General features: G+C 35.8%; 14 protein-coding genes. 6 read left to right on the top strand and 8 right to left on the bottom strand.

The features are described 5' to 3' along the window. Positions 1-78: 78 nt before the first annotated feature. Positions 79-2,259, top strand: coding sequence for a protein-disulfide reductase DsbD family protein (locus tag ABMA76_RS04750; protein WP_392909496.1), 2,181 nt, complete (start codon positions 79-81; stop codon positions 2,257-2,259). Here ABMA76_RS04750 and ABMA76_RS04745 read toward each other — a convergent pair. Next, entirely contained in the window at positions 2,256-3,074 is an 819-nt protein-coding gene (locus ABMA76_RS04745; RefSeq protein WP_392909494.1) for a flagellin, read from the bottom strand. The genes ABMA76_RS04750 and ABMA76_RS04745 overlap by 4 nt on opposite strands. 174 nt (positions 3,075-3,248) lie before the next feature. Next, complete coding sequence (locus tag ABMA76_RS04740) at positions 3,249-3,527, bottom strand: HPF/RaiA family ribosome-associated protein (RefSeq protein ID WP_392909492.1); 279 nt, start codon at positions 3,525-3,527, stop codon at positions 3,249-3,251. A gap of 206 nt (positions 3,528-3,733) precedes the next feature. Between ABMA76_RS04740 and ABMA76_RS04735 the strand changes: the two genes are divergently transcribed. Then, positions 3,734-4,252: a MotA/TolQ/ExbB proton channel family protein gene (locus ABMA76_RS04735; RefSeq protein WP_392909491.1), complete on the top strand. Its 519-nt coding sequence runs from the start codon at positions 3,734-3,736 to the stop codon at positions 4,250-4,252. Further along, on the top strand, positions 4,249-4,647 hold the full coding sequence (locus tag ABMA76_RS04730) for an ExbD/TolR family protein (protein WP_392909489.1): 399 nt from the start codon (positions 4,249-4,251) through the stop codon (positions 4,645-4,647). The genes ABMA76_RS04735 and ABMA76_RS04730 overlap by 4 nt, the downstream gene beginning before the upstream one ends. Before the next feature lie 12 nt (positions 4,648-4,659). Here ABMA76_RS04730 and ABMA76_RS04725 read toward each other — a convergent pair whose 3' ends face one another. From ABMA76_RS04725 to ABMA76_RS04715, 3 genes are all read right to left on the bottom strand, one after another. Beyond that, the gene (locus ABMA76_RS04725) at positions 4,660-5,790 is read right to left on the bottom strand and encodes a glycosyltransferase family 4 protein (RefSeq protein WP_392909487.1); all 1,131 of its coding nucleotides are present in this window, start codon (positions 5,788-5,790) and stop codon (positions 4,660-4,662) included. A 32-nt stretch (positions 5,791-5,822) separates the two neighbouring features. After that, positions 5,823-7,292 carry a LysM peptidoglycan-binding domain-containing protein gene (locus tag ABMA76_RS04720; protein ID WP_392909485.1) on the bottom strand — a complete coding sequence of 490 codons (1,470 nt, stop codon included), beginning with the start codon at positions 7,290-7,292 and terminating at the stop codon, positions 5,823-5,825. Positions 7,293-7,391: 99 nt separating this feature from the next. Continuing rightward, entirely contained in the window at positions 7,392-8,390 is a 999-nt protein-coding gene (locus tag ABMA76_RS04715) for an enolase C-terminal domain-like protein (RefSeq protein WP_393061016.1), read from the bottom strand. Between the two features lie 44 nt (positions 8,391-8,434). On the opposite strand from ABMA76_RS04715, the gene ABMA76_RS04710 reads away from it, so the two are divergent. The 3 genes from ABMA76_RS04710 (at position 8,435) to ABMA76_RS04700 (ending at position 12,220) form a co-directional block, all read left to right on the top strand. Further along, the gene (locus tag ABMA76_RS04710; RefSeq protein ID WP_392909481.1) at positions 8,435-9,376 is read left to right on the top strand and encodes a hypothetical protein; all 942 of its coding nucleotides are present in this window, start codon (positions 8,435-8,437) and stop codon (positions 9,374-9,376) included. A gap of 22 nt (positions 9,377-9,398) precedes the next feature. Continuing rightward, entirely contained in the window at positions 9,399-11,042 is a 1,644-nt protein-coding gene (locus ABMA76_RS04705) for a hypothetical protein (RefSeq protein WP_392909479.1), read from the top strand. Positions 11,043-11,122: 80 nt separating this feature from the next. Next, on the top strand, positions 11,123-12,220 hold the full coding sequence (locus ABMA76_RS04700) for a type IV pilus twitching motility protein PilT (RefSeq protein ID WP_392909477.1): 1,098 nt from the start codon (positions 11,123-11,125) through the stop codon (positions 12,218-12,220). A gap of 262 nt (positions 12,221-12,482) precedes the next feature. Here the strand turns inward: ABMA76_RS04700 and ABMA76_RS04695 are convergent, their stop codons facing one another. From ABMA76_RS04695 to thiI, 3 genes are all read right to left on the bottom strand, one after another. Further along, positions 12,483-12,728 (bottom strand): hypothetical protein, encoded by a 246-nt coding sequence (locus ABMA76_RS04695; protein ID WP_392909475.1) that lies wholly within the window; start codon positions 12,726-12,728, stop codon positions 12,483-12,485. A 12-nt stretch (positions 12,729-12,740) separates the two neighbouring features. Further along, entirely contained in the window at positions 12,741-14,936 is a 2,196-nt protein-coding gene (locus ABMA76_RS04690; protein WP_392909473.1) for a carboxy terminal-processing peptidase, read from the bottom strand. Positions 14,937-15,051: 115 nt separating this feature from the next. Then, on the bottom strand, positions 15,052-16,263 hold the full coding sequence (thiI, locus tag ABMA76_RS04685; RefSeq protein ID WP_392909471.1) for a tRNA uracil 4-sulfurtransferase ThiI: 1,212 nt from the start codon (positions 16,261-16,263) through the stop codon (positions 15,052-15,054). Position 16,264 lies beyond the last annotated feature (1 nt).

The raw sequence follows: 16,264 nt of genomic DNA, 5'->3' as shown, positions 1-16,264 counted from the left end.
TCCTAGATTTAGCGTCATGCTTTAGCGTATAATACCGCTAAGGTATGAAATTAATTAAGAAATTTTAAGGAAAAAATAATGTACAAAATCCTACTGGCCCTTGCCATCACCCTCTTTGCCTACGCCGATAAAGAAGATTACTCAAACCTACTAAAGGCCCAGGTAACAACAATTGAAAAGGACAGTAATAAATACCTTACAATCAACTTAAGAAACAAAGATGGTTGGCATACTTACTGGCAAAACCCAGGTGATTCAGGACTAGCAACTGAAGTTGAGTTTAGACAAGGTGGCGATAAGATCGTACTTGATTTAGTAGAATGGCCAACTCCTCATAAATTTATTGAGAAAGGTGATATTCAAACTTTTGGTCATAAAGGTGACTACACTTACTTTTATTATTTAGGAAATTCATTTGATAACGCAAAAAATTTCGAAGTTCATTTAAAGTATTTAATTTGCCACGACATTTGTATCCCACAGGAAAGAATTATTAAGGGTGATTTTAACGACGGGGTCTTTAAGTCAAATGATAATCAGTTTCGAGTAGCAAACTCTGAAATGGAAAAAAGATTTAATAATCTTCCGACACTAAGAGAAACTCCGACATACCTAAACCTACAACTTACAAAGTACGAAGGCGGACTAGCTCTCGTCTATAATATTACAGGAGAGAATCAAAAGCTTAGTCCCGGACAAAATATATTAACTCCATACACGACAAGCCCTATTAGTTTTAAAAGAGAAGCTCTTTATAAGGACACCAAGGGAAACCACTATGGGCTTTATCAACTAGACTGGGATGGAGAATATTTAGAACCAGAATATCCCCTACCAACAGATGGCCGTTTTAATGAACCCCTGGCCTTTAAATTTGTTTTTAATGATCCTGTTAATGGGGAGACATATCGAGTTGATTTCGATATCAATTCTTTTGGAACAAATGAAGAATCTTTCAAAACATTCTACTCACGTCTGACTAAAGTTAATAATGACAAACCGATTCAAGATACAAAAATTATAAGTAATGAAGAAGGCTCTTCTTCACTTCCTTACTTCTTACTAATGGCATTTATCGGAGGATTAATCCTTAATATCATGCCTTGTGTATTACCTGTAATTTCACTTAAGCTATTTGGATTAATCAAACACTCAAATGAAAGTCGTTCAAAAGTTTTAAAGCATAACCTATTCTACTCACTAGGTGTTCTTGCAACATTTGCAGCACTTGCTCTTACCGTTGTAGGGCTTAAGTCATCTGGAGAACAAATTGGTTGGGGCTTCCAGCTTCAATCACCGATGTTTGTTGCCATCATGGTTTTTGTCATTTTCACAATGGCACTTAATCTCTTTGGGTTATTCGAATTTAAAACTCCAGGGGGAACAAAACTTGGAAATGTTGAAGTTAGGAATACTTTCTACGGAGACTTTATTAGTGGTGTCCTAGCAACAATTCTTTCAACTCCGTGCTCAGCTCCATTTCTTGGAACAGCACTGACTTTTGCTTTTTCAGAGTCGAGCACAAATATCGTGATGATCTTCTTAGCAATTGGACTCGGTTTAAGTGCTCCATTTATCCTAACAGGTATCTTTCCGGCACTTATTCGCTTTCTGCCAAAGCCAGGGATGTGGATGGATCACGTTAAGAAGCTTTTAGGGCTAACTCTTATTCTTACAGTTGTTTGGCTACTTGATGTCTACTCAGCACTTGTAGGCTCTCCTGTTGCTATGATGTATATTAATTCGGCCCTTGTTTTTACTTTCTTCCTTTTCTATATGAGAAAACATATGACGAAGAAAGTAATCACAACACTACTTATCATCGTGCCTGTTTTCTACTTAGGTTACTCGGCCATTACAACACCTCTAAATACTAGTGGAAATGGAAACTCTCTTATTGAAGATAAGAAGAGAGAAGGCCTTAATTGGACAAAGTGGACAGAGGACGAAATGAATGAGCGCATTGATCAGAAGAAGCTTACGTTTATCGACTTTACTGCCCGTTGGTGTATCACTTGTAAGGTAAATGAAAAACTTGTCATCAATACTGATTCATTCAAAGATATGGTTGCTGAAAATCAAGTCGACCTTCTACTTGGTGACTGGACACGTAAAGATGAGGCCATTGGAAAATGGCTAGAGTCGCAAGGAATGGTTGGAGTTCCGGCTTATTTTGTGATTAATAAAAATGGTGAATTAATTAAACTTGGTGAAACCATTACACTTGGAAAAGTAAAGAAGGCCCTTGAAGTTAACTAGCCAATAAGCTTTGCAATTGCTCCTGGCGCAGTATTAGCTTGCGCTAGGAATGCTGTTGCAGACTCCATCTTAATCGAATCCAGGGCCTTTGCCGCTGTCGCCTTTGCGATATCAGTATCTTCAATTTTTGATCTTGCCGCTTCTGAATTCTCATAATTATGCTGTAAATTAACAGTTGTACTCTCAACTCTTTTCATCGTTGATCCAACCTTAGCACGAGAGTGTGAGATTTTATCGATTAAGGCATCGGCCGCTCCCATTGCAGACCTTGCTCCCTCTTTTGTAAGAACATTTTGATTGAGTAATTTGCGATTAGATGTCATCACATCATTAATATTATATTTAATACGATCATTCTTTTCAGAATTACGTATTCCAATTTGCATCTCTAAATCACGGCCACCATTTAATAGTTTAGTTCCATTATACTCTGCATTCTCTTGAATACGAATGATCTCTCTAGCAAGCTGCTTAAATTCACGATTCGTGTTGATACGATCACTATCATTATAGGTATCAGTTGCCATTTGAATCGAAAGCTCTTTTAGACGTATAGCTATGTCTTGCATGCTCCCCATCGTTGCATCTGCAACTTCAAGCATTGAAAAGCTATCATTTGAATTTCGTTGGGCCTGGAGGTTGGAACGATTCTGCGCTGTCATCTTAAGAGATATAGCTGCACCGGCCGGATCAATTGCGGCCTGATAAATGCGCTTTGCACCTGCTAGCTTGCGAACTTCACTAGTTTTGTGATCGTTCACTTCACCTAGCATCCTTTGCGCCAGCTGTGATGTGACATTAGTCCCTACTCTCATCCTTGAAGACTATCCTTTACATTTTAAGATCTCTTTCCACCGTGAAAGAGTCTACTACTTAAAATTTATCGGAAAAAAATGCCCAAAGTTTATACGTCTTAGTAAAAAACTTTGGGCACATGTTTAGTTAGAATTGAGAGTTAAAATCACTGAGTATTTCAGTAGACTATTTAACTAGCTAGCAATCTTTTGATCGCGATACCAATTTTTAAAAGCAACTAAGACATCTGAAGCTGCTTGGTATACATTATCTCCTTTGGCTTTTTTGTGGAACTGATGTTTGTGACCGTTCACATTGGCCGAGAATACATATTCTGGACCTTTTTTATCGGCCACGAACTGAATATGCCCCACATTCCTAAAATCGTTTGAAATACCCTTTAACTTTTTGGCAACATAATTCTCAAAAGCAGGTGAGTGATCAACGTTATGAAAGCTTAATTCGTAGTTCATAGGACCTCCAATATTTTCCTGTGTTCCTCTATGAATATATAATATCAGGCCCGCACAATTAATTATCTGAGCTATGTTAGATTTTTGTAAAATTCTCTAAAAGTAATAAATTGTTTGATATGAGCATATCTGATCAAAATATTTTAGTGTTCTCATGGCCCCATTTTTATAATAAAATTAATATGTTTTATAATAAAGGAGACGCAATGCGCTTATATGAATACATCCAACAGGGTGGAATAATTATGTATATTCTACTATTTATCAATGTAGTAGGATGGGCAATCATGTTATCAAAAGCCTATTTTCTTTCTGTGGAAATGAAAATGACGGCACAGACATCAAATGATATTCAAAAGAAAATCAAAGATAATGGTGAGCACATGGATACTTCATCGACTATCGAAATTGCTAAGCAATATCTCGCCGGACACATTATGAATGTTGAAAAAGGCTTAAACACTGTTAAGATTATTGCGACGATCTCACCTCTTCTTGGACTTCTTGGTACGGTTGTTGGTGTTCTTACAGCTTTCCATGTTATGTCAGAAACAGGACTCTCTAATCCTGCATCATTTGCTCAAGGTATTTCAATGGCACTAATTACAACTGTTGGTGGAATGATTGTTGCAATTCCTCACTTTGTTGGTCACAACTACCTACTAGGTTCAGTAGATAAACTCGAGACAAAGCTTGAAAAAGAAATTATGGAAAAAGTTCTATGAGTTCCCGCACTAAAAGAACAAGACAAGAAGCAAATGCGGACATCACTCCGTTAATTGACGTCGTCTTCCTACTTTTAATTTTCTTTATGACTTCGACTGTATTTAAGAAGTCTGAGCTTGCACTTCTTTTAAATCTTCCAAAAACAGAATCTGGAGAACAAGCATCTGCAGACTCTAAAGTATTAACAATTGAATTGTCTAAAGAGGAAGTTGCCATTGCTGGTAAGAAATACACTGTCGATCAACTCGATTCAGAGCTTGCAGCAATAAAAGATAAAAACAAACCGATTGACCTAAGGGTTGATCAGGAAGTTCAGTACTCGAGGCTAGTTCGTATTTTAGATGTTCTAAAAAAGTACAGCTTAACTAACCTCTCACTAATTACTGAAAAGTAGATTTACATAAATTTACATAGAAGAATACAAATCAATTAAATTCTGGGCCGTCTTACGACGATGAAATTTTTCAACGAAGTTACGGCCCTCTTCTACCATCTCAAAAGCAAGATCAGAATTCGTAAGAACATTAACAATCTGTTCACTCATCTCGTGTTTATCTTTAGGATCGATATAAATCGTATTTGGTCCACCGGCCTCAGGAAATACTGACCCTTTAGAAGTGATGACAGGAGTCTTTGAAAAAAGTGCCTCAATAATTGGGATACCAAAACCTTCAAAGAAAGAAGGAAAAACGAATAAGTCACTTCTTTGGTAAAAAGCAGGTAGATCATCATTTGTTACGTTAGATAAGATAACAATTCGATCTTCAAGCCCTTTGGAATGGATATAACTTTCAACCTCTTTCTTGTAGCTTCCACCATTACCAATAATAACAAGCTTGTGATTAATTGATTTCTTGATATCAGCGTAAGCCTTAACAAGCGTTAAAACATTCTTATTGGGCTCTATAGCACCAACATAGAGAATGAACTTATCATTAACTCCGTAGCGCTCAACTGTTGCAACTTGTTTCTCTACAGCTATAGGAGAATAAAAACGTGGATTACATGTTTGATACACCACTTTAATCTTATTTGGGTCACAACCAAGATAATTTATTAAATCGCTCTTCGTTTGCTCACAAATTGCTAGGACAACATCTGCAACTTCTGTAGCATATTTAATTTTTCGAAGATAAACCTGACGATCAAGCCATTTGAAGTTCTCAGGAAAACGCATAAAGAGAAGATCATGAATTGTTACAACGGTTTTAATTCCCGTCTTCTCAATTCCATGAGGGAGTTCATGAGATAGTCCATGAAAGATATCAATTTCTAATTTCTTTGCTTCATCAGCAACCTGAAATGATCGCCATGCAGCTGGAAACTTCTTTGACCAGAAATCACTAGGCTTAACTATATTTAAATTATCGTATTGATCTAACCAGTGGATGGCCCTAGGGTCATCAAATTCTGGAGTAAAAAGATAATATGAGTTCTGTGTGTGGTAGCGACTTAAACTTGCGATGAGGTCTCTAGAATAGTTTCCAAGACCTCTGAAGTTATGAAATGCTCTCTTTGCGTCAAATCCAATTTTCATTTGACTAGTATAAGGGAAAGGCCTCTATTTGCCTATCCCTCACTTGGAACTTTTATGACTTGTCCTGCATATAAGGCAGATCCTGAGATATCATTTACTTTTTTTATCGTACCAATTGAAGTTTTAAACCTTCTTGCAATGGCCGTTAAATTATCACCGCGACGAACACGGTATCTCTTATAAGCAACACTTGATGGTACTCTAGTTGTCGAAATCTTTAATCTTTGACCAATGAAAATACGACTTGATCGTAAATTATTTAAAGACTTAATTTTTGAAACGCTTACACCATACTTACGTGCAATATCAGAAAGATTATCCCCTCTTCTAACCTTATGAGTTACGATATCACCCTTAGTATTATACTTTAGTCTCTGTCCCACAAGAATCTTTGATCCTCTAATACCATTAATTCTCTTTAGGTCAGTTACTCTTACACCAAGACGATTTGCAATAATAGATAGGTTATCACCACGTCTTACTCTATAGACACCGTTAGATTTCTTACCATTTGATGAGTTTGCAACTTTAATATACTTACGAGTTTCGTATTCTGCTAAAGACGCATAGTCTGTGAAGTCTTTAGATGGTAGAAAAATACTTTGAGCGTGTCTTCTATTTACCTTTACCCACTTTCTTTTTAAGTCAGGGTTTAGAACTTTTAACGTCTTTACATCGACACCATGAGCGCGTGCTAACTTATATAAGTCAAAAGATCCTCTGACATTTAGCTGCTTAACTTTCTCAAATGGACTATCTTTTGATTCAGTGATTTTCATCCCATACTTTGCTGCATTGTTATAGATCTCACGAACAGCAGCGACTTTTGGAACATAGTAAATTGTTTCTGTAGGAATCAGCTTACGAGACACAAGCTTCATATAATCACGAGTCTTACCTTTTCTGATAGCTCTAATAATTCCATACTCACCTTTGTTATACGCTACAAGAGCAAGTTCCCAAGAACCAAAGATATTATAAAGATCTTTAAAGTACTGAGCGGCTGCCTCTGTTGACTTGATGATATGAGTTCTTTCATCAACATAACTATCAACTCTTAGCTTATATCTCTTACCTGTCGCCTTGATAAACTGCCATGGGCCTACTGCTGCGGCCTTAGACTTAATAAAAGTGTTATAACCCGATTCAATTAGGCCCACGAAGAATAAATCCTCAGGTATACCATGAGAACGCATAATCTTCTCAATTACATTACGGTAGCGAGCACCATTATTAACATAACGTAGAAAGAGATCCCTTTCTTTTTCAGTGAAATACTTTACCCAAAAGTCGAAGTGCTTTTGATGATAGTGAAGCTCAAGCTTATCCATATTATTAATGGTATAGGCCTTTACGCTTCCGACATCTTTTGATTTATACTTTACGACTTCCTTTACGATTACTTTTGGATTTTGTCCGGGTGCTTCACCAACATAAGTAGGCTTAACATTCGCACATGATACAAGAATAAATAAAGGTAATAAGATATTGATTTTTTTCATTGGGCTCCCAAAAAGCTTCCATACAGGTTTACTGTAATTCTACCAATTTACATATCTTACTATTTTAAATGAACACCACAATTTTTCGAGGGGGGGAATTTAATTCATATTAGACAAAATCACTTTTCCTTTTTCCCAAATAACGTGAGGTTCTGAATCATCTTTTAACTTTGTAAAACCATCAAAATCAAAATAATCAAAACCGTATGCGATATTAAAAAGTGACGCGATCCCTACTGTTGATTCAACCATACAACCAAGCATTGTTTTTAATCCAAGTTTCTTGGCCTGCTGCAGTTGCGCAAAGGTCTTCATAAGCCCATTTGCCTTAGATGTTTTCAGTACGACACCATGACAAAGGTCTTTAAACGGATCGAGGAATCTATGATCTTCTATGCCTTCATCGAGAAAGACGTCAATTGGTGATTTTTCTTTTAATTCTTTATATAAATCGAATTCATTACGATAGAGTGGCTGTTCAATAAAGAGAACATTCTCATCCTTAATCAGGGCCAAATGCTCAAGTAATAAATTGAGATTATTTACATAGGACTCATTAGCATCAAGAACAAATACACGATTTGATTCGTTAATCAATTCGACTTGAACGGGAAAGGTTTCGTGAGTAATCTTAAGCTTTATAACACCATTAGTATCGGCTTCAGCAAGAAGCTTTCTTCCCTCTTCCAAAGAGTCAAAGACAGGAAATGAGTCAAGAGATTCAACACTCTTAACTGTATTCGTTCCAAGAATTTTCCAAGGACTTAGTTCTGTTGCCCTAACGAGATAATCAAGGAATGCTGTTTCAACACCTAGTCTTAGACGAGGAACATGAAAATCATATTGATCAAGATACTGAGTTAATTCATTATATTGAACAATCCCTGCCGATTCATAATCTGATGCAAATCGCTCAAGTTCTAACTTTAAATCTTCAACGCTAATATCTTCTTTTGAGCCGTAGCTTATCTCTCCATAACCTTTGTAATCACCATTCTTGAGTGTTACATAGATAATCTCCTTGGCCAAAACTTCAGCACCGGAAATTCTCCAAGGTTTATTCAAGTTAACTAGTCGTGTATCTATTGCCCATTCCATATTATGCCTTAAAGCGTTAAAATAATTATTAAAAAGACTAAATTATGTTACCAAAAATAATTTCAAATATCACACTAGCATTTATTGCCATTGTCTTGGCCTACATGCTTGCGCCTCTTTTCAAAGAATTCTTTGATGGAATTTTTAACCCTCACAAGAAAACTAATAAGTCACACTCCAAAGAAGAGTTTGATGAAATGGTTAGAAGAAAAATTGAGAGAATGTCTGTCTCTGGAAGCTCATCACCAGCAGATTCCCAATTGTCTAAGTCAACTAAAGGTGGTCAACGAACTTTATTATCTTACTTTGAAGAGAAGCAAATGTTTGCTACGGATGAAGATTTAAAATTCTTTCAAGGTCTTCTTTCCTCACTTCAATGGGGTGACTTTAAAGAAGGAGAAGAGGTTTTAAATCGATTACGTAAAGATTATAAATTCGATAAAGAAGAGTTAAATGCGCTAATTAATCCTTTTATAAAGCAATTCTTCTCTAAGGATGAGTTATTGAAGCTTAGTAAGATCAATCACTTGAAACTAACTAAAGAAGCTTTTATCTCTTATGCAACAACGATGTTTTTATTTCAAAACCTAGATCGTATTGAACATAAGCGCTATGAAAAGAATATTCTAACCTTCCTTATTACCTATTCCACAAAGTCCACAAATCACGTGGAAACAATTGAGAGTTTTATAAATAATGAGAAAATCTCATTACCAAAAAGAAATGAAGCTTTATTTGAAAGTATTACTAAGAAGATCAATACTTCATATGATGAAATCTTCGCAATTTTACCTATTGATGAAAGTAAGTTAAGTGGCGAATTCAGTTCACTTAATGAAGAAAGTGACCGAAAAAAGAAATATAAGAAATTAGTGCAAACATACCACCCTGATAAGTGGAGTACAAAATTTAAATCAAAGATCATTAATGATCGATTAAATGAAAATTTTAATAAGTTACAAAATATCTATAATAAAACCAAATAATTTAGTTAGAGAGAATTAGAAGATGCAAAAAAGAAAAGAACAAATCATAAATAATATCGAATGCGAGTTAATAAGAACTGTCAGTGAGACAAATGGTATCTCTTTAAATGACACTCTTGAACTGCTCGTTCACTCTCCTAGTATTCGCGATAATCAACTTCTAGAAAAGCCAATTCTTGAATTTATGAAATTACTATCTTCTTTTCAAATTGACGAAGTTGATATTGAAACTCTCCTAAATCACCCTGTCTCAGATGCAGTTTTTAACTTCTTTCAAAAGTTTCCAATTCCGTACTATGAAGAACATATCCACCTAACAGGCTCCCTTAATGCAGAATTTATTTATCCAAGGCTCAAGAAGCTACTAAGTGGAAAGAACAAGAAAGTTTATGAAAAGAGAATTGCCGAAGTATACGGTGAAGATGCACTTCCGATCACTTGTGTTGAAGATGTGGATAACCTTATTCGCCTAAAAGAAGGTGAACAATTTGCAACTTACCTTCGCATTCTTTTTTTAGCAAAACTTATTCTTACTTCAAAGAAGGCCCATCAAGATGCAGCCTACCATATGGCAAAAGAATTATACGAAAATTATAATGTCGGAAGTATTAGGCTAAAGTTTACTCTTTCTCGTGCTTCAAAAATGGATGCTGAACAAATCCCAGGAATTGGAGAAGTCACGGAAGAAGATGTTGTCCTAGGGCTCTATGAAGGCTTTAAAAAGTTTGAAAAGGAAGTACCAAGCTTTAAGTTCATCCTCTCCCCTTCATTTAGAAAGGAATTAAACTTCTTTGATGATACAAACTTTGAAACTAAGAAAGAACACTTTGAACACCAAGTTGATGCCCTTCTTGAAATCCTAGAGAAGTATCCATACTTAAAAGAGAATCTCGTTGAGATTGATACTGTTGGAGATGAGAAGGCCCTTTACCGTAAGGCACACTTCAAAGAACTTAAAAGTGGCCTACGTAAACTTCAGTACAGAGGTCTTAAGATCCGCTCTCACCACGGAGAAACTTGGCTTACACTAAAAAAAGGAATCCAATCAGTCGATAATGCGATGAATATTTGGCATATCGACACCCTAGAACACGGCTTAAGCCTTGGGATCAATCCTAATTATTACTATCATCGTCTATTTCAAAGAATAATAGAAGTGAATGCTAAACACCAAGCTATTGATAAGAAGTCAACAGAAGGCCATGAGCTGGAAGAGATGGATTGGGAATCATATGCTATTGGAGTAAAAAAGAAGCTCTTTAAAGGAGAGCCTTTAACAGAAGAAGAAGTTACTTTATTCTTAAAGACAAAGTTTCACAACGCACGTGAAGTCGAGCACTACCAACACGATATTCTAAATCGTATTATTCAAAAGAGTGTTTCACTAGTAGCACTTCCTTCTTCAAACCTTAAGTTAACTGGAGTCTTTCCAGACTTCAAAGACCATCCATTTTCATGGTGGGAGAAAAAGGGAGTCAAGCTTGGAGTTGGAACAGATAATTACATCACTCTTTCTACAAATTTTATTCGCGAAATGCTAATTCTCCTCTACTCAGATCCTAAGAATCTTAAGATTACAAAACTTCTGATGCTAACAACGAAGGAGTCAAGAAGGCCATATATCAGTAACCTTCTGTGGGAAATGCGAAAGAGATACGCTAAGTAAGGTATTAAAAATACATAATACTAAACTTTTTCGCACGGTCTTCCGACAAGTGTTTAACTATACGATGAAGGAAGATATAAATGGCGTTTGAGTATACTCATTTCAAGTCACTAATCAATGTCGCAATTGATAATAATGCCAGTGACATACACATAAGGGCGGGGGAAACCCCTTGCTTTAGAATTAGCGGCGATATGGTCGCTGTTAAATCAAATAAACTACTCACGCAGGAAAGTATCTACGATATTCTACGTCTACTTATCGGTGATAAAGAACAACAAGAACTTGAGGCAATTAAAGACCTCGATGGCTCATTTGATTTTGAAGATAAGTGCCGACTGAGATTTAATTATTTTAAATTTAATAATAAGAACGGTCTTGTATTTCGAGTCATTAAAAAAGATATTCCAAGCTATAGACAGCTAGGTTTAAGTGATTCTCTTAAGCAAGTTATTCGTGCAAAACGTGGACTTATTCTAGTGACAGGGGCAACTGGATCTGGAAAATCAACGACCCTTGCCAGCATGATTAATTATATCAATGAGCGCCGTGCAAAACATATCATTACGATTGAAGACCCAATTGAATTTATCCACGAACAAAAGAAATCTCGTATTACTCAAAGAGAGCTTGGAGTTGATACAGATAATTTTGAAGACGCTCTCAAATTTGCTCTAAGACAAGACCCAGATATAATTTTACTGGGAGAACTTAGAGACCAAAAATCAATTGAAATTGCTCTAAAGGCAGCGGAAACAGGGCACTTAGTCCTAGCAACAATTCATACAACTGATGCCATTTCGACTATTAGTCGTATTATTTCAATGTTTCCAGGAGATGAGCAAGCGGATGCGAGAAAGCGTCTTGCGGACTCGCTCTATGCTACAATTTCACAGCGCATGATTCGTTCAAAGAAATCATCCAATGGAGTTCGTGTTGCACAAGAGATCATGGTAACAGGTCCAGGTGTAAAAGAATGTATCCGTGGTGATGAGCCACTAGATCGTATTATTCCTATTATTGAAAACGGTGGAACAAACTCAGCAGATATTCCTTGCCAAAGCTTTGATCAAGCAATTCTAAATCTTCTTGAAGGTGATTATATTACAGAAGAAGATGCTGCTAAAGAGGTTCGCAGTGCAAGTGACTTTATGAGAAAACTAATGCTTACAAAGTAGAAATTTCAAATGGTGCCTCAAGAATAGAAAAGGCCCTGGTGGGGGCCAGGGCCAATCCGCCTAACGTGAATTAGACTAACTTGATGTGAGGATAGTAAGAAAAGACTTACATGGTATTTATTATTCGCCATTTTTCTCTTTTTATTAAGGGGAACAATTTTCAGAAAATAAAAAGTAAAAGGCCAAGTGCTTATGACTTGGCCCTACTTAATTTTTAATATATAAAAAAGTTGAAACTTTTACTCTTTTTTACCTTAAAAAATTATTTTTGATGTGACAGTATTTCTGTTACGACTTTATCGACAAGCTTTTTAGCATCGTCGCATTGAGTTTTCCAATGAGCGTGATCCAAGTTAGGATCCTTATTCATAAGTAACTCACCTAGCGCTTTAGTACTATCATTAAATTGTCTAAGTAACTCAACTGATAATTGCTCATCATCCATTTCTTCAAGAACTGTCATTACACGATCAATATCTGAATTATCAATTAATTTATTTAAGTCCATTTTTAATCCTTATTATTTCTTAGCTTGCTGAGCAATCATATCACGCATAATATAGATTGCCTCTTCTAAACCTGCATCTTTACGTAGTGAAGATACCCACTCTTCTTTGCGTTGTTTAAAGTCTTCTTTCCACTGCTTATCTTCACCTTTTTTAACAGTTTCATGTGACTTTAATGATTCTTCGAAGTGAGTAACAATTAAATTCTTATTTTCTTGATCTAGTTTAAGATCTTCAAGCTTCTTCTTATTAGCTTCTTCCTCTTTCATCCAAGAATCAATATTGAGCTTAAGTTCAGTTTCTTTACGTCTTTTCTTCAGGTATGCAACACTCTCTTCAATCTTCTTCATACGCTCATCTTTAGCAACACGTTTTTTAGAAGCTTTGATAAGCTTTTTCATATTGTATTGTTTCCCCGGCCATTTCTGGTATTCCTTAGGCTTAATTTGATCCCACTTAAGAGAGTAAGTTAGGTCTTGCTCACGGTTTTCAGCATAAGACATTGGATCAGGGATTACGATATCAGGAGTTACACCTTTGTACTGAGTTGAACCACCATTTACTCGGTAGAACTTTTGGATTGTAAGCTTTAGCGCCCCAAACTCTTGTCCCATCATTTTATTTAAACCTTGATCTAGGCTATAAACAACTTGAACAGTTCCCTTACCGTGAGTAACTGCTCCACCAACAATAACAGCTCTCTTATAGTCTTGCATTGCCGCAGCTAAAATTTCTGAAGCAGATGCTGAATAACGGTTTACCATAACAATTAGTGGACCACTATATTCAATACCTGGATCAGTATCAGCTAAAGTCTCTACTTGATTCAAATAATTTCTAGTTTGAACAATTGGCCCTTCCTTAATGAAAAGTCCAGACATAAGTTGTGCATCAGTTAAAGCACCACCACCATTATTTCTAAGATCGAGGATAACACCATTAACTTTTTGCTTTTTTAGTCTTTTAAGCTCTGCTCTAACATCATCAGTACAGTTAATTGTTCCATTAAATTCACGGTAAAACTTTGGAACGTTGATATAACCAAACTTCCCTTTTACACCCTTAAGTTCAAGAACAGATGACTTTGCAAATGAAGCACCAATCTTAACAACATCTCTTGTAATTCCAATTGTCTTTCTTGAACCATCGGCCTTCTTAACATGAAGCTTTACAACAGTTCCTTTTTTACCACGAATATATCTAACGGCATCATCAACTCTCATCCCAACAAGATCAACAGGCTCTTTCTCAGAACTCCCTTCACTTACAGCAAGAATTAAGTCATCAACTTCAAGTTCTTTTTGTCTCCATGCAGCTCCACCAGGAACGATTTCAACAACTTTGATATAGCCCTCGTCTTCAGATAAAACGGCACCAATACCTTCTAGTTGACCAGACATATCGATATCGAAATCTTCTTTTCTTTTTGGAGCAAGGTAAGCTGTGTGCGGATCAAATACAGCACCAACTGAATTATAGAAAAGTTCCATATAGTCTTCTCTAGTATCTTTAAGAAGTCTTTCGAAATATAAACGATACTTCTTATCAATCGCTTCATGTGCCTTAGCAACGATTTCCTTTTCTGTTAGGATTTTTTCAGAGCTAAGTTTCTTCTTATCTTTTTTCCCATTCTTTTTCTTATTATTCTTTTTAGGGTTCTTCAGATCATCTTGATCTTCCTTCATCGAGATATAACGGGCCATTACAGATTGCTTATAAGTTAGACGCCAGTTCTTTTCAAACTCACTCTTATTCTTAGCAAAGTGTCTCTTTTCTGGATCAAGCTCAACAACTTCATTTCCGTAGAAATTAAACTTCTCTTTAAACATTTTCTTTCTCAGAGCATCCGCTTCTTGAATTCTTTGAGTTTTAATCTTCATTGCATCAAGGACAAGTTTATAATTCCCCGATCGCATTTCATCATCCATTAAAGATTCGTACTTTTTAAGCTCCTTAACGTCATTCTCATATAAGAACTGCTTTGAATAATCGACTTTTTGAACAAATTCTTTGAATGCATTCTTGGAAAGATCATCATTAACTTTTAGTTTCTTATAGTGAAGTTTTTCGAGTACTTCGATTAATAAGTTTCCTAAAACTTGATCTTTATTGATGCTAAAAATTCCATTTTCAGCTCTTAAGACAAATGGCGTTGATAAAAGAATGAGACCTAAAAATAGTCCCAACGACTTTCGAAATTTCTTGTGCATTGAAGCTCCAATTCTAATAATATTAGGTAGTTCCTAAATTATATTTTAAAGCCTCTTTAACATTAATCAAAGATTAATTATTCAGGAAGAAATTACTTGCAATGCACAAAAAACACTACTCCTGCTCACTATTTCTTTTTTCTTTCTTCTCAAAGTTGCCCTGAATATCATACTGATATACTTCAGCATTATTCACGCATTCCTTAATCAATTGCGAAAGATCATGCTCTTCACAAAACTCCATAAAATACTTTGTGTCGGCCTTAATTACCGGATGCTTTGGTGCAAACATCGAACAGGCATCATCGTGTGGGATAATAGAAGTTTCAAAAGTATCAATTTTTTTGGCCTCAGTGATGATATCTAATTTATTCATTCCAATAAGAGGTCTCATCACAAGCATCGGACAAGAACGATCAAGTACACTCATATTCTGAAGTGTCTGGCTAGATACTTGCGCTAGAGCATCACCCATAATTAATGCACTGGCCTTGGCCCTTCTTGCAAGATATGCAGAAGTGTCCATCATATACTTTCTAAAAAATAACGTGCGGTAATCTTCTTTACAGTTCTTAGCAATATAATTTTGAATATCACCATATGGAAGAACATATAATTTAAAGCTATCTTGAAACTTAGAAAGAATTTTTCCAAGCTCTAAAATTTTCTCTTTAACTTCTTCGCCAACATATGGGTAAGCATAGAAGAATGCAAAGGACTGCCTCACTCCTCTTCTTGCCATCAGATAACTAGCAACTGGTGAGTCAATACCACCTGAAAGAAGTGTTACTGCATGGCCACTCGTTCCAACAGGAAGTCCACCAATACATGGAATCTTTTCCCATGATAAATAGATCTCTTCATTCATAACCTTAACATCAACCATAAGGTCAGGGTTTCTAACATCAACTTTAAGATCTGTATTCTTTAGAATTGCCGTTGCAATATAACGATTAATTTCATCACTGTTTTTTGGAAATTGTTTAAGAGCTCTCTTAGTTTGAACTTTAAAAGTCTTAACGTTAGTTAACTGGCTTAACTCTTTAACAGCGAGCTCACAAACGTAATCAAGATCTAATGGACATGATCTCATAGGAGTGACTGAACTTAGCCCCGCAACTGAAGTTAGTCTGTGAATTAACTCTTCACTAAACTCTTCTTCACTCTCGGCCACTAGGCGTTGTTGATTATTTTTTAATTTCCAAGATGTATGATGATACTTACTAAAGATTCGACTTAGATTTGTTTGCAGTTTCTTATAGTAAGATTTTCTATTCTTACCTTTAAGCCATAATTCATCAACAGTTAAAATTAAACTCTTATACATC

Source organism: Halobacteriovorax sp. ZH5_bin.2 (genome assembly GCF_043196375.1).
Classification (GTDB): domain Bacteria; phylum Bdellovibrionota; class Bacteriovoracia; order Bacteriovoracales; family Bacteriovoracaceae; genus Halobacteriovorax_A.
This window is presented reverse-complemented; position numbering and strand designations above follow the sequence as displayed.